Origin of the sequence: Microcystis wesenbergii NRERC-220, assembly GCF_032027425.1 — a bacterium.
GTDB lineage: Bacteria > Cyanobacteriota > Cyanobacteriia > Cyanobacteriales > Microcystaceae > Microcystis > Microcystis wesenbergii_A.
In genome coordinates this window covers 3,951,378-3,966,764 of sequence record NZ_JAVSJA010000001.1, presented here as the reverse complement: position 1 = coordinate 3,966,764, position 15,387 = coordinate 3,951,378, and the positions used below count along the sequence as shown (strand labels likewise).

Below are 15,387 nucleotides of genomic sequence, written 5' to 3'. Positions count from 1 at the left end.
TTTAGGCGGGTACTTCAATTTTACCCTGTCCAGCCAATCCAAAAGCGGCGTGAACCACTTGTAGGGCCCTGACTCCATCTTCCTGATTCACCACACAACTGATTTTTATATCAGAAGTAGCAATCATCAAAATATTAATTTTCTCCTTTGCTAAAGCTTCAAAAAAGCGTGCTGCTACCCCCGGTTGTCCTTCCATTCCTGAACCAACAATGCTCACTTTGGCCACATCATTATTAACCACCACTTCCTGTAAACCCAAACTTTCCGATAGTTCTAAGAGGATTTTTTGGGCTAAATTAGCATCAGCTTGGGGCAAAGTAAAAGCGATATCCCGTCGGGGAATACCATCGACAATGCGACAGCGTTGGGATTGAATAATCATATCGACACTGACATTTTTTGCCGCTAAAACCGAGAAAATTCTCGCCGCCATCCCGGGGCGATCGGGGACGTTACGAATGGCCATTTGTGCCTGATTATTATCTAGGGCCACTCCCCGTACCGGGACTAAATTTTTAGGGATTTCGCGATTAGCAACTTTAGCAGAATACTCCACTTGAAAAGCATCACAAAGGACTTTAATTGCTTTTTCTCCGTCCGCTTCATCGATGACACAACTGACTTTTACTTCAGAAGTGGAGATCATTTCGATATTAATTGCCGCTGCGGCCAAAGTGCTAAATATTTGGGCAGCAATTCCTGGCCGGCCGATCATACCAGCGCCGGTAATGGCGATTTTAGCGGCCCCGGATTCGATGATCACTTCCGCTTCCTCTGTATTAGTCGGATGGGAACGTAAAACAGGTGCGATCGCTTCGGCCACGGATTGGGCTTTTTTTAAGGCATTTCCCATCACCGTAAAGGCGATATCGTTGCTGTCACCCTCGTGAATCGATTGAATAATTAAATCCACGTCCACCTGTTGATGGGCAATTTCCCCGAATAAACGGGCAGCGATACCGGGACGGTCGGGAACCCGTAAAAGGGAGATTTTCGCCTGATTACCCTCAAATTCCACCGCATCCACTGCTTTTGTCAATTCCAATCCTTGCAGGGTGCGCGGTTTCGGTGCTGGGGATGTCACCCAAGTCCCCGGATCCTCTGTCCAACTGGAGCGGACAACCAAGGGAACCCCGAAATTTTTAGCGATTTCCACCGCTCGCGGGTGGAGAACTTTCGCCCCTAAACTGGCTAATTCGAGCATCTCATCGCAGGTGATTTGGTCTAAAAGACGCGCTTCGGGGACTAAACGGGGGTCAGTGGTGAGAATACCGGGTACATCGGTGTAAATTTCGCAAAAATCGGCTTTTAATGCGGCTGCTAGGGCCACGGCCGAGGTATCGGACCCACCGCGCCCTAGGGTGGTAATCTCTAGTTGATCACTATCGCTGACACCTTGAAAACCGGCGACAACAACTACTTTACCCTCCGATAGATGTCGGGAAAGGCGATCGGTTTTAATTTCTAAAATACGGGCCCGACTATGTTCGGATTCCGTGACAATTCCCACTTGAGCGCCGGTTAGGGAGATGGCCGGTTGTCCGATTTCCTCTAGGGCCATACTCATCAAGGCGATTGTTACCTGTTCCCCTGTGGATAATAACATATCCATCTCCCGGCGCGAGGGTTCGGCGGCGATTTGTTTGGCTAAATTGACCAATCCATCGGTGGTTTTACCCATGGCAGAAACGACCACCACCACGGTATTTCCTGCTATTACCGTATTTTTGACCCGTTGAGCGACCGATTGAATGCGTTCCACGGAACCTACCGATGTACCACCGTATTTTTGGACAATTACAGCCATAGTTGTCAGCGCTAGAGACTTTCTATCTTTGTTCAATCTCCAACTTATCAAAATTCCTAACGATAAGTGGTTTTGGTTAACATTCCTTATGTTTTATCTCAAATGCCGACTATCTAAATTAGTCCTTAAGACTGCACCGGAGAAGGGAGAGCCGGAGCTAGGTTGAGGCAGTCCGAGCATTTGTACTAAAATGTCAATAGGCAGTTTAAATACAGTACATTTATGCTATTAATAATATTTTGGCTCTCTTAGGTTTGGTGGGTATTATGAAAGATATTTTAATGTTAGATACAGTAATAATTATCAATTCTGATCCCCCCTTAATCCTAGGGCTGATTCAAGGTAGGGTTGATTCAAGGTAGGGTTGATTCAAGGTAGGGTTGATTCATGGTAGGGTTGATTCATGGTAGGGTTGATTCATGGTAGGGTTGATTCAAGGCAGGGTTGATTCATGAATCAACCCTACCCTTGATAAGGGGGGAAATCTGACAATTTTTAACACCTACCTACTTAATCCTTTATCGATTTTACTCGGTTTTTGGGGCGCGTGTGTTTCCCCCCAGATTTTAATTTAAACCTTTAAGGGCAGCAAATAAATAATTAGCTAAAGTTACTCCATCTACTCCTAATTCTGTCCTTTCTTTGGCTGCTAAAATGCCGGCTTGAGCGTGTAAATAAGCTGCTAATGCGGTTGCTTCTGGGGGATTATCCGGCATTTGGGTTAAGAATCCGCCGATTAATCCTGTTAGGACATCACCACTACCACCTCGCGCTAAAGCGGAGCTACTTTCGGGGATTATATAGATTTTACCTTCCGGGGAGGCGATTATAGTTCTGGCTCCTTTTAATAAGACAATTGCACCACTTTGTTGAGATGCTTCTTGAGTGATATTAATCCTATCTTGAGAACCTGAGAAGTTAGGAAATAAGCGTTTAAATTCTCCCCAATGAGGCGTTAAAATTGTCTTATTTTGGCGGGATGATAATTTTTCTATGCCCAGTTGAGCCAAAATATTTAAAGCATCGGCATCGAGTATAATCGGTTTATCACTATCTAAAACCTGTTCGATAATAGCGGGATTTTCTGTGGTTAATCCAGGACCACAGGCGAGGACATGATAATTATTTAATTCTAGGGGAAGTTCGGCAATAGCTCCCGTGGCAGTTTCGGGACAATCGATAATTAATGCTTCTGGTAAATGACTAATTAATAAAGATTTAAGGGCAGCAGGAACAGCAATAGAAAGCATTCCCACACCACTACCTCGCGCTCCTAATCCGGCAAGAATTGCCCCCCCTGCATAACGACGAGAACCACAGATAATTAATAAATGTCCCTGCTGATATTTATGGGTAAGTAGAGGACGGGGTAAGGGTAAATAAGGGCGAATTAGATCGGGATTAACTCTCAGAATTGGCGGTGAATCTTGTAAAATTGTTTCTAGGTCAAGGGGACTAATTCCTATATCAATTAACTCCACTTTGCCTAGATAGGGTAAGGCCAAATCTTGGAAAAAAGCTCGCTTCCAGAGTCCCAAACAAAAGGTATGGGTGGCTTTAATTGCCGTGCCTAAAACCTCTCCGGTGTCGGTGTGAATTCCCGAAGCAATATCGATACTAATTACCGGTTTTTGCCAACTATTAATTTTATCGACTAATTCGGCAATCTCTCCCGATAAAGTCCGTTCTAAACCAAAACCGAAAAGACCATCGATAATTAACTGACAATCCTCCAAAGATTCTAAAGTTTCCTGAAAAATTAAGCCTAAATGCTTGACATAATTAGCCTGTTGTGCAGTTAAGTCCTTGAGTTTGGCGATCGGACAAAAAAGAGATACTTGATAACCGGCGAGATGTAATTCTCTAGCAATTACGAGAGCGTCGCCGCCATTGTGACCAGGCCCGACGATAACGCCGATTTTGGGGAAATTAGCCAAAGAATAGGACTTTTTAAGCTGTTGTGCCGTTAACAGGGCTGCCTTTTCCATCAAAGCGGCCACAGGCATACCAGAGGCAAAAATCGCCCCTTCAATGCGACGCATCTGCTCGCTATTAACCACGTTGGACCGATAATTGTAGCTCATTCGGGGGATAAATTGCCTGTTAACAGGTGTAGATAACTTTTTTGCCGAAAAATTGCCAATTAGCCCCAATTTTCACCAGCTAAAGGCTGGGTTGGGTGATAATAGCCAGATCATTCTGTCTAGTTTCCGCTTGACGGTGAGCGGCGGATATATTAATTAATTTTAGTAGTTGCTGACAATAACTATACTCGACGACGACTAAGACCATTTTTCCAAAGTAATGGCAGCTCTGGTTAATTGTCCTCATCCTCAAACCTTCTCCGAGAGAGGAAGGGGGTAGTAATCGGAGTTTTCTTTTCACTGATTACTGGTTACTGAAAAGACTCCCCCACAGCCATCTCACCCTGGGGAAAACCGCTATAGAATAGAGAAAAAAAGAGAATTGCGAGGAAAAAACTCTGTCTTTTAACCCGATTGTCATTCCCCCTTCCCTGGAAAATCCCGCTCGCTATCTTGTGATCATGCTGCACGGTTGGGGTGCGGATGCCATGGATCTGGCCCCCCTTGCATCGATGCTGGATCTGGCTGATTGTCAATTTTTGTTTCCCAATGCTCCCTTCGATCATCCCCAAGTGCCGGGGGGACGCGCCTGGTATGCTTTAGAAACCTCCGATTATCAAGGTTTAGCCGCTAGTCGTCAACAATTGCAGGATTGGATTATTTCCCTAGAAGCAACTACCGGCATTCCCCTAGAGCGGACTTTTTTGACCGGTTTTTCCCAAGGGGGAGCGATGACCCTGGATGTGGGTTTATCCTTACCCTTGGCGGGATTGGGTTCCCTGAGTGGTTATCTGCACAGTGAACCCCATCCCCAAGGTCCACAAAATGTCTTAATTGTTCATGGTAAGCAGGATCCCGTCGTTCCTATCGCTGCTGCTCGTCAAGCCAGGGATTTACTGCTTGGTTTGGGGGTTAACGTCGAATATCACGAGTTAAATATGGGCCACGAAATCCCGATTCCGGCGCTGACTATTTTACGCCAATTCCTCCGCAATCGTCTGGAAACCGCATGAATAATGCTCGTCAGCTGGCTTTGCTGATTTTACGCGATATCGATCGCTCCTCCGCCTATCCCGATCGCGCTCTTGATCGCCATTTGTCCGCTAGTTCCTTAAATTGTCTTGACAAAGCCTTGACAACGGAGATTGTTTATGGTATAATTCGCCGCCAAAGAACTTTGGATGCGCTGCTCGATCGCTTGGGGAAAAAAACCGCGGCCCAGCAACCCCCGGATTTACGGCGAATTCTCCATATTGGTCTTTATCAACTGCGTTATCTCTCCCAGATTCCCCCATCGGCAGCGGTGAATACGGCAGTAGAATTAACTAAAATCAGTCATTTAGGCAAATTAGCGGCGGTGGTTAACGGAATGCTGCGGCAATATCTCCGTTTAACTGCTAATGGCGACGATCCTTTAATTTTGCCGGAAAATACCGCTTCTAGATTGGGCATTCTCCACAGTTTCCCCGATTGGTTGGTGCAATTGTGGTTAGATCGCTTTAGTGTTACGGAAACGGAACAACTGTGTCAATGGTTTAATCGCTCTCCTGACCTCGATATTCGGATTAATCCCCTGAAAACTAGCCGAGAAGCCCTAGAAAATGAGTTAGAATCAGCCAATATAACTTTTAATCATCTTAAATTACCTCTAGCTTGCCGTTTAACCTCTGGTTTAGGCAATATTGAGCGTTTAGAGGGATTTCGAGCCGGAAATTACACCCTACAGGATATTAGCGCCCAATTAGTCACCTATCTACTCGATCCCCAGCCCGGAGAGACAATTATCGACGCTTGTGCGGCACCGGGGGGAAAAACCACTCATATCGCCGAATTAATGGGGGATCGGGGTAGAATATTAGCCTGCGATCAAACGGCATCCCGTTTACGACAGTTAGAAGCCAATATTAAAAGATTAGACTTAAAAGCGATCGAAATATATCTAGGGGATAGTCGCGATCGTCCCCAGTGGTGCGGCATCGCCGATCGTGTACTAATCGATGCTCCCTGTTCAGGATTGGGAACCCTGCACAAGCGTCCTGATATACGTTGGCGACAAACACCCGAAAATTTACCTGTACTAGCCAAACGACAGGGGGAACTTTTAGCCTCGGCTGCCACTTGGGTAAAACCGAAGGGAATCTTAGTTTATGCCACCTGTACTTTAAATCCGTTAGAAAATGAAAGAGTGATCGAGCAGTTTTTAGCCGCTCATCCCGATTGGAAAATGGCCACTCCTGACTCTAATTCATCTTTCTCAGAATACTATACAGAAACGGGAGCGATCGAAGTGTTACCCCATCGGCATAATCAAGACGGTTTTTTTATGGCTAAGTTAGTCAAGGAAGTGTGGGATGAAAAATAAACAATTACTGAAAATTCTCATCGGTGTTGCTTGGATTGATGGCGTGATTAAACCATCAGAAAGAAACTATTTACGACAGGTAGCTGTGAGGGAAAAACTTGATGATGATCCGGAGATTAAACCACTATTATCGGAACTAAAACCAGTTAAAACCAGTGAATGTTATCGATGGTTAGAGTCCTATTTAGGCGATAATCCTAGTCTGGAAATCTATCAAGATCTACTAGCATCGATTAGCACTTTAATCTATAGCGATGACGACGTGGATACACAGGAAGCGAAATTATTAACTAAAGTGCAGAGTTTCGATCCGACTCACGATAGCCATCGATCGATGTTAGATAAATTAGTGACGGGAATTCAAAAATTGTACCACAAAGCAATTACCGAAAGTAATTAGGGTTTGCGGCAAAAAGTTTGTTGGTGGGGTTAGGAGTCAGGAGTCTCCGAGTCTCCGAGTCAGGAGTTTCAGGCTTTGTTGCCCTCTTTTTTTTGTACCAGTTTATGTACCACAAGAAGGATAATGCCAGGTTTTTGAAGGTCCCAATCCTATTTTCGCAGCATGAACATCGGATTTTAACAGGTCAAAAGCCTTATTTTCAAAAGGTTTTACCATTATTCAGCAAGCCCTATCTCAATGGAGCGAGGGGAAAATATTATCTTAAAGTCGATAAAAACGGAACTTCGCAAGAGTGTCCTAATTGTGGCGCGATTACCGGCAAAAAAGCGTTATCGGAAAGAGTTCACCGGTGTGATTCTTGCGGTCACATCGAACCAAGAGATACGGCATCAGCGAAGGTAATCGAGAACCGAGGAAAAAACGCGGTCGGACTGACCGTGTTAGAAAACGCTCGCGGAGGCGATTTGACGGGGATCGACCAGGTTAAACCAGGTCGATCTAGTTAGAGCTTGCTGAATAAATCTAAAAACCTTGTTGGATAAGACTTTTAGACTTTTTTGACCTCAAAAAGTGCCGACCCTTGCACTGATCGGGGGTAAAATTCCGGTACTTTTTGCCTGAAAATTAGGTAACTGACTACCTCAAAATCGGTAAAACCCTACACCCCACCCCCCCAACCCCCCTGATGTCGGGGGGGCAGGGGGGGGTTGGGGGGGCCACACCCTGCCCCCACGAAAAACTTTTTGCCGCAAACCCTAGTTAAAAGCCTAAGAACCGAGAATCCCCCGCTACACCGCGCGAGCGGTTAGCGGGGGAGTGTCAATGAGAATAAACGACAATCTCATCAGGGTTTCAGGCGACTCAATTCTTAATAAAATCTATAATTCTAGATGCTTTTCCAGTTTTACCGGCTCAATAAGTAGAGTTTAATTTATCGCGTTTCCTGTTGGCAAGAGGTACATTATTGATGGTGAAAAGCTTAATCAGCCAAGGTTTAAATGTGTCACACCGGCGTGAGAAGCACTATATTATACATATTTATTTATGGATGCCATAGTGCGAGTTAATTAATTGGTATTTTATCCATGACTACAATGCACAGCAAAGCAAAGGATTAAGCCTCCATCACTACTAGCGAATCACCACCAATTTTTCGGCAAACTTTGAATTTAAAGGAGTTATTGAAATGTCTATTAATCTCGCTTCCAGTCTTTCGGCTATCACCACTGACTCTACCACAGGGGTTACTCATATCGTTTGGGCTGATAATGGCAATATTTGGCACACAGTCTATGACAATAATTCGGAAACTTGGAAAAATGCCGAAGCTATTGCTTTTACGGGTACTGAACCTGTCACCAGTCTTAATCTCGTCGCTAGTGGTCAGCTGATTGATAGTAGCAATCCGGGGTTAGCAGTGGTATGGCAACAGGGAAATCTGAATGATAGCGATTTTTTCTATACCGCCGCCCAATACGACGAGAATGCTGATTTACAATGGTTAGATACTCCTCAAACTCTCACCTCTGATCAAGTGGGTGATTTAGAACCTACCGTTACAGTTAAGCTAAGACGCATTTAAAGCGCTTATTCTTAAGATTAGCCGAATCTCCCCCAATCCCTTTACTGTTGCCTCTTGCAAGAGTGCCTCTTGCCTCGTCTCAACAAGCAATTTAAATGCGCGGGCAGCTTACTGATATAGCAAAGAGCGGGATAGTTAGGACATAATAGAGAAAAAGAAATGAGGAGAAGCTTTCATGGCAGCACCCTATAGTGATGATTTAAGACAGAAAGCAGTGAGTGCCGTAGAGCGAGGGGAGAAAAAAAGCCATGTCTGTCGCACCCTCAATATTAGTCGTAATACATTAGACATCTGGCTGAAACGGAAGAAACAAACTGGGACGGTGGCCGCTAAAACTAACTATCGTCGAGGGCCGAAGCCCCAAATTGACGATTTAGAAGCCTTTCAAAAGTTGGCCGAACAATATGGGCATTTGACCCAAGAAAAAATGGCCCAAAAATGGGCTAACCCAGTCAGTAGGATGAGAATTGGTCAAGCCCTCAAAAGAATTGGATTTACTAGAAAAAAAAACTTATGGCTACAGAGAAAGAGATGAAGAAGCCCGAAAAGAGTTTCTCCAAAAAATCAGAGGTTATGCCCCGGAAAGATTTGTCTATATTGATGAAGCTGGAATAGATAAGTACCTAAGCAAAATTAATTACACATATCTAAACACCTCTTGCAAGAGGCACTCTTGCCTCTTGCCTATCTTCACTAGGAAATTAATTTTGCACGACTACTTAACACCATCGATTACCCTTATGGCAGAAACGTTGAATCCTGTAATAAAACTTTACATTGACAAGCATAATACCCCTATAACATCAAATTTTAAATTGAATAGACAATCCTCCGGAACCAGTGTACATAGCTAATATGTTGACACATGAAACTCTGTAAATAGCGCAGTTTGTCTAATAAGCTTTTCCCAAATCCTTCTTCAATATCTATTAGCTGTAGAATCAGATAAGCGATAATGCAACTATAGATATGTAGGCGGATTCCGTTCTCGTTTTTAGTGATTAGATTATCCAACTTTAGATGCATTTTTAAAAATTTCCACAGCAGTTCTATTTGCCATCTTTGGATGTAAATTTCGGCAACTTCTTCATTACTAACTGCTCCTTCTCCTTCTAGAGGTAAATCTGTCGCCAGCCGAAATTCTGTTTGACTTTCTAGGTCGCAAAAAGCGACTACTCTTACTTCTATTTGTCTTTTATCTTTTCCGAGTTTACACTTGCCATTTTCGAGCATCTCTAGGCTAATATTATTTTTCACTCTCAAGACAAAATGCTTGTCACTACTCTCTAATAATTCGGTGATTCTTTGATTAGACGCAAATCCTCTATCCATTGCTCCAACTCCATTTACAGGAATTGCTTCTATCGTTTTTCCTCCTTCTTTTGAGTCATGACCTTGACCAAAATGGATGAGTATTCCGACCACCTCTGTTGTGATACTATTAAGACCAGAGAATAGTTTTACTTGATGCCATCCCTGGGACCATAGTAATTTACTGGTTAAGCTAATTATTGTTGAGTCAATAGGAAATAAAGCTCGCGCATTCTCTATTCCTTTTTTGGCAACTAAACGCTTATTTAATTCGACAATGACTTTCTCAAATGGACTTGTTTCTCTAATTTTGCTTGCCTTAGAAAATGTGGATAAATTTACATTAATTCCTTGAAGTACCATTCTACTGCATAAGTCCCTCATACTGACGATGCTTTTATCTAAAGCAAAACCAATCCAACAGGACAAAAATGTAAAAGTATCTAAAGCGGGGTAGTCATTTTTAGGCAGTGGTTTGAGAAGCTCTTTTATGAGTTTTGAAAAATTCGTCATCAGGGCAAACTCCCTATTGTGAGGGGAATAAGTTGTCTAGATTCTATCTATAATAGCATTTTTTTTCTGACTTTTCTCAACGTTCAACACTTCTGCCCTTATGGATATTGTCACAAATCAGAAAGATTTGAGGCTTTAAAGTTAGGTCACTGTAGCGAAAGAGTTAGTGTGATCAGCGGTTGGTGGCGTGGTTCCACGATCGCGCCAATGGTGTTTGAGGGGTACTGTAATACAGAGTTGGTGTGTGAGTGGATAGAACAATTGCTATTACCCGAACTACTACCCGGTCAAATTATCATCATTGATAACGCCAGTTTTCATCCCAAAGAGAGAATCAAAAAATTGTTAGCTAAAGCGGGATGTGAAGTGCTATTTTTACCCGCCTATTCTCCAGATATCAACAAAATTGAAAAGTTCTGGGCTAGATTGAAAAACTATGTTAGTCAGATTATCAATGATAGTGAAAACCTTGTGGATGCTGTGAGTAAAGCCTTCAGGCATCTGTCCTAACTAACTCGTTCTATGCCATAGCGGCGAAGTAATCGTTATCGGTTCAAAGGTTAACTTTGATAACATGGCGAATCTCAGTATCAAAGAAGATACCGACTTTTACACTCAAACCTTTAGCGTTAGCAGTAGTCAATTCTCTACAAGTACCAGTAATGTAATACCTACTGCCCCCTATTCCCCTCAATTAACGAATAATGGTGTCGTTAATCTGGGGGTTCTAAGCAATGCTCAAAGCACAACTCCATCGGTACAATCAGCCACAGAAGCCAATAGTTTAAGTAAGTAGTCGTGCAAAATTAATTTCCTAGTGAAGATGGGCAAGAGGCAAGAGGCAAGAGGCAAGAGCGGGGTTAGATATGTGTAATTAATTTTGCCTAGGTACTTATTAGTAGCGACGAAACAGGAGAAGAACAGGCACAACAACCTTTCGGCTCATGGAATGCTCAACTCTTCTTTGCTAGTAGTTTATTAGAAGATTGGGAATTGATGCACAGTGTCCATAAAAGTGGCTTTCTTCGATCGATCATCACTCCCTACGAGACACTCCAGGATTTGATAGTTCTTAGAAGCAGTTACAGAGTTTAATTGAGTGGCTGGCAAAAATGAGGAAAGTAGAATGATTATTAGTCTTATGTTCCAGATTCCGCACTTCATGATCAATAAATACCACATCCGCATCTAAAAGAAGCTATCATACCTTGTATCTGACGGTTCGCTCATTTTCCACATATAGTGTTTTTGGATTAAGCTATCCACTGCCTGTAGTGGCATAAGTTGAACTAATACCACTACAGGTAGGTTTGATCAGTCATTGAAACACTACCTATAGTGATTCCCGAACCGAGAGTTGTATTTTGCGAGTTTCTCGATGACGGTAATGAAATTTGATCTATCTCGCTGGCTTTCCCTGAAAATCCTTCTGACGGTTCCTTTTGTTGTGCAGTTGATGATTGTGATCGGCGGTATAAGTTGGCTGGCTTACTACAGCACTTGGCAAGCGATTAATCTGTTAACACTTTCCTTGCTAGAAGATATTGGCGATCGCTTGCAAGGGGAAATTGACAATTTTTTAGAAAAACCGATTGCTCTCACTCAAGAACATCAAGATTTAATTGATTTAGGAATCTTAAATCTCAACGACTTAGAACCTTGGGGCTCTTATTTATACAAACAGTATCTAAACCATCGCCATGATTTTCTTACCGCTTTTATGGTGAGTAATCAAGCCAATGAATTTCGTGCAGCCGGTCACACTTATAACAAACAAGGTCAAATCCTTCAAGGGTTAGGGGAAGTAGGAAGAAAAACGCAATATAATTACTATGGCTATTCTTCTCTAGAAAATTATCAAAAGAAACGCAATCCCAAAATCCTCGCTAATCGCTATAAAGTGACTAACAGACCCTGGTACACCCAGGTGATAAAAACGGGCAAAATGCAATGGACTCCTTTATTTGCCCATAGAGTTTTTCAAAAACATTTAGTAATAAACTTCTCTCGTCCCCTCTACAATGGGAAGCGTTCTCAATTATTAGGGGTAACATCTATTCAGGTAGATTTGTCCTATCTAAATAAATTTTTGCAATCCCTGAAAATTGGGCGCACGGGTAGCATCTTTATTATTGATAAAAATGGTTATTTAATTGCTACTTCTAATGGTCAAAGTCAGTTAGAAGTTGTTAATGGCAAGGCAGTTCCTTTGTTGGCAACTAAAAGTCCTAATCTTATCACCAAAAATATATCACAAACATTACTCAATCTACCGGTAAAAAAATTTGAAAAACAGTATTTTTCTTCATTAGTTATCAACTCTCAAAAGTATTTTGTCTTAGCACTCCCACTCCAGCAACAAAATGGACTGCAATGGTTAGCAATTATTGTAATTCCACAGGCTGATATTTTAGGGAAAATTTGGCAAAATCAACGTGTTACTTTTCTACTATCTGGTTTAGCTTTATTGATGGCTATTATTATTGGTTTAATTTCTGCTTATTACATTACTCAACCGATTACCCGCTTAAGTCAAGCAACCTTAGCCTTGTCCGAAGGAGATTGGCAAAAAAAACTTAAAGCAAGTTCGATTACTGAACTGCAAAACTTAGTTCAAGCCTTTAAAAAAATGGCGTATCAACTAAAGGAATATGTAAAACAACTTCAGTCTCAAGAACAAAAATTAAGACAGTTTTTGGAAGCAATACCGATTGGTATTACAGTTTATAATTTGGAAAAACAGCAAATTTTTATCAACAAAGAAGGCAATATTTTATTGGCTGCGAGCCTAGAATTTTTTGAGAAAAATATGCAGAAAATTTTAATAGGAGAATCATTTACTCTAGATGATATAACTATTAAAGTCAATCACCAAAGTATTGTAGTTAAGATATTGGGAAAGCCGATTTTTGACGAAGCCAATAAGATTATCTTTGCTCTGATTATTATTGAAGATATTACCGACAGAAAACAAGCGGAAATACTTCTGAAAGATTATAACAAAATCTTAACACAAGAAGTGGAGAAACAGACTCAAGAACTGGCTGATGCTAAAGAAAAAGCAGAAATCGCCAATCAGGCTAAAAGCATTTTGCTAACCAATATGAGTCATGAGCTAAAAACACCCCTTCATGCAGTTTTAGGGTTTACTGACATAGTTGTCAATGATCCGGCGTTGCCAAAACACTTAACTCAATCCCTCAATATTGTGCGAAAAAATAGCAGAAATTTATTTTTATTAATTACCAACATTTTAGACTTAGCTAAAATTGAAGCCGGAAAATTATCAATACAGCCTCAATCTCTTAACTTTTTAGACTTTATTCGAGATATTGAAGCAATTTTTCAGCTTAGTAGCGAGATAAAAAACTTAGATTTTGAGGTTAGTTTTCTCACCGCTTGTCCTCGCCTAATTCGAGTTGATGCAACTAAGTTACGACAAATCTTGTTTAATTTGCTCAGTAATGCCTTTAAGTTTACATCTGTGGGAAGCATTTCTTTAACAGTCTCCTTGCAAAAATTAGATCAAGAAAATGCTCAACTTAATTTTTGGATAGAAGATACAGGAGTCGGGATTAGCCAGTCGGAACAAGAACTGCTATTTAACGCTTTTTATCGAGGTCAAAATCCTGATCCTTTAATTGAAGGAACGGGTTTGGGGTTGATGCTAACTCAAGAGTATATTAAACTTTTAGGCGGTAGTATTAGCTTAGAAAGCGAAGTGCTTCAAGGAACTCGGATTTATTTTTGTTTACCAGTCCAAATTTTACAAGCAGAAATTCAGACTGAGCAAACTAATTTGGTAGCAAAAGACAAGGTAAAAATCAGTAAATTTAGGTCATTAACTCCGAAAATTATTGAAGGTATATCACCTCAATGGTGTCGCGCTTTCTATGAGGCTCTAACTGCACTAGATGAATTAACAATGCTGGGATTACTTGCAGAAATTGAGCCTGATTATCCCCAATTAACTCAAGAGTTAGGCAAATTAGTTAAGGCGGTTGAAATTGACCGATTGATAGATATTTTTTCACTTTTGCCTACTGAAGATAATTAAAAATGATGAACTATAGGATGTAAGGTTATAGTAACACCATCGCCTAATTTAGTTCCCTGAACTTCAATAATTTGGCTGGCGAGATTGATAATCTCGGAGAAGGGTTGGCCAGCTGTTACTAGGTTAATTAATTTTGGCAGCCAATCCAGTTGTTTTTTTTGCAAAAATGAGACACAACTTGAACCACTTTTAATTAGCTCAGAGTCAGCGGGAAAAAGTTTGATAAAAATTGGATTAACGAGAATAAACTCAAAATCAATAACTTCTCCAGTTTCTGGACTACGAATAGCGGATAAAGCGGCAATTCCATAGGGAGCATAATTGAGAAGACTAGCTAAAATTGATCGAGATTGGGTCAAGGATTCGATAGTTTTTTGATGAGATTCAATTTCTGTCTTCAAGGCTCGGCGTTGAGATTGAAGTTCAATTTGATAGGAGACTCTCGCTAAAACTTCAACCGGCTCAAAAGGTTTGGTAATATAATCACTAGCCCCCAAACTAAAGGCTTTTACTTTGTCAGTTAAATCACTAATAGCACTGAGAAAGATAATAGGAATTTCCTTATATTGTGGATTTTCTTTTAGTGTTTTACAAACTCCATAGCCATCTAGATCAGGCATTAAAATATCTAAAAGAATTAAGTTTGGATTAATTTTATCAATTAGCTCTAGGGCTGTCCGGCCATTCTTAATGGTACGAACTATGTAATTATTTTGAGAGAGAATTTGCTTGAGAAGCAACAGGTTTTCCAGTTGATCGTCGATTAATAAAATAACAGATAAATTTGCCTCTAAACAGTTTGGCGTATAACTTTCTAATTCAGCAATGAAATCTTCCTTGTTGTTCATCGTTTTCTCGATAAATACGCCAAAATTTTTCTTGGTTATTTTAGTTTTAAACAATGTTGATAAGTGACGGAAAAGCTGAGAGGCAATATTGCGGGTGGTGCCTGGACTAAGATAAATTTGATGAGCAATTTTTTCATAACTATGCTGATCAATGATTCCTTTAATAATCATTTCTTCTTGAAGACTTAAGGTACGATATTCACTTAAATAGAGCTTTTTTTGGAGAAATTCGATGATGATTTCAGAGGTGAGGGGATTGAACTGCATTGGGATTTTAGATTTTGGATTAAGCTGTAGAACATTTATAGGGGTCGTTGAGGCGAGGGAACAGGGGATGGTTTTTGCTTGTTTTTCTAAATTGTAACAATATCCAATTTAAAGGCAAAGTAGCTTAACGCTATAGCGTTGGGAGCATCTCACCTT

At 41.2% G+C, this 15,387-nt stretch carries 13 protein-coding genes and 1 pseudogene; 9 read left to right on the top strand and 5 right to left on the bottom strand.

The window, feature by feature from the left end; translation table 11 throughout:
- Nucleotide 1: 1 nt before the first annotated feature.
- From RAM70_RS19185 to RAM70_RS19175, 3 genes are all read right to left on the bottom strand, one after another.
- On the bottom strand, nt 2-1,807 hold the full coding sequence (locus tag RAM70_RS19185) for an aspartate kinase (RefSeq protein WP_288056362.1): 1,806 nt from the start codon (nt 1,805-1,807) through the stop codon (nt 2-4).
- Between the two features lie 566 nt (nt 1,808-2,373).
- Nucleotides 2,374-3,891: an NAD(P)H-hydrate dehydratase gene (locus tag RAM70_RS19180; protein WP_190380349.1), complete on the bottom strand. Its 1,518-nt coding sequence runs from the start codon at nt 3,889-3,891 to the stop codon at nt 2,374-2,376.
- A gap of 79 nt (nt 3,892-3,970) precedes the next feature.
- Nucleotides 3,971-4,099: a hypothetical protein gene (locus tag RAM70_RS19175; protein ID WP_312675139.1), complete on the bottom strand. Its 129-nt coding sequence runs from the start codon at nt 4,097-4,099 to the stop codon at nt 3,971-3,973.
- Between the two features lie 253 nt (nt 4,100-4,352).
- On the opposite strand from RAM70_RS19175, the gene RAM70_RS19170 reads away from it, so the two are divergent.
- From RAM70_RS19170 to RAM70_RS19145, 6 genes and pseudogenes are all read left to right on the top strand, one after another.
- On the top strand, nt 4,353-4,904 hold the full coding sequence (locus RAM70_RS19170; protein WP_242017272.1) for an alpha/beta hydrolase: 552 nt from the start codon (nt 4,353-4,355) through the stop codon (nt 4,902-4,904).
- Complete coding sequence (locus RAM70_RS19165) at nt 4,901-6,253, top strand: 16S rRNA (cytosine(967)-C(5))-methyltransferase (protein ID WP_287999674.1); 1,353 nt, start codon at nt 4,901-4,903, stop codon at nt 6,251-6,253. Before RAM70_RS19170 ends, RAM70_RS19165 begins: the two co-directional genes overlap by 4 nt.
- Nucleotides 6,243-6,653, top strand: coding sequence for a tellurite resistance TerB family protein (locus RAM70_RS19160; RefSeq protein ID WP_045359140.1), 411 nt, complete (start codon nt 6,243-6,245; stop codon nt 6,651-6,653). Before RAM70_RS19165 ends, RAM70_RS19160 begins: the two co-directional genes overlap by 11 nt.
- 242 nt (nt 6,654-6,895) lie before the next feature.
- Nucleotides 6,896-7,159, top strand: a pseudogene (locus RAM70_RS19155) (zinc ribbon domain-containing protein); the annotation flags it as partial.
- A 680-nt stretch (nt 7,160-7,839) separates the two neighbouring features.
- Nucleotides 7,840-8,235: a hypothetical protein gene (locus tag RAM70_RS19150; protein ID WP_045359133.1), complete on the top strand. Its 396-nt coding sequence runs from the start codon at nt 7,840-7,842 to the stop codon at nt 8,233-8,235.
- A 175-nt stretch (nt 8,236-8,410) separates the two neighbouring features.
- On the top strand, nt 8,411-8,770 hold the full coding sequence (locus tag RAM70_RS19145) for an IS630 transposase-related protein (protein WP_312672113.1): 360 nt from the start codon (nt 8,411-8,413) through the stop codon (nt 8,768-8,770).
- 275 nt (nt 8,771-9,045) lie between these two features.
- Here RAM70_RS19145 and RAM70_RS19140 read toward each other — a convergent pair whose 3' ends face one another.
- Nucleotides 9,046-10,062 carry an IS4 family transposase gene (locus tag RAM70_RS19140; RefSeq protein WP_312675755.1) on the bottom strand — a complete coding sequence of 339 codons (1,017 nt, stop codon included), beginning with the start codon at nt 10,060-10,062 and terminating at the stop codon, nt 9,046-9,048.
- A gap of 15 nt (nt 10,063-10,077) precedes the next feature.
- Here RAM70_RS19140 and RAM70_RS19135 point away from each other — a divergent pair, with 15 nt between their 5' ends.
- The 3 genes from RAM70_RS19135 (at nt 10,078) to RAM70_RS19125 (ending at nt 14,116) form a co-directional block, all read left to right on the top strand.
- A complete protein-coding gene (locus RAM70_RS19135; RefSeq protein WP_312672115.1) occupies nt 10,078-10,569 on the top strand; it encodes a transposase in 492 nt (163 codons plus the stop codon).
- 64 nt (nt 10,570-10,633) lie between these two features.
- Nucleotides 10,634-10,855, top strand: a complete 222-nt coding sequence (locus RAM70_RS19130; protein ID WP_045359132.1) for a hypothetical protein — start codon at nt 10,634-10,636, stop codon at nt 10,853-10,855.
- Nucleotides 10,856-11,590: 735 nt separating this feature from the next.
- Entirely contained in the window at nt 11,591-14,116 is a 2,526-nt protein-coding gene (locus RAM70_RS19125; RefSeq protein ID WP_376750893.1) for an ATP-binding protein, read from the top strand.
- On the opposite strand, the gene RAM70_RS19120 is transcribed toward RAM70_RS19125, so the two are convergent.
- Entirely contained in the window at nt 14,113-15,231 is a 1,119-nt protein-coding gene (locus RAM70_RS19120) for a response regulator (RefSeq protein ID WP_052426707.1), read from the bottom strand. The two genes, RAM70_RS19125 and RAM70_RS19120, sit on opposite strands and share 4 nt — an antisense overlap.
- Between the last annotated feature and the right edge of the window lie 156 nt (nt 15,232-15,387).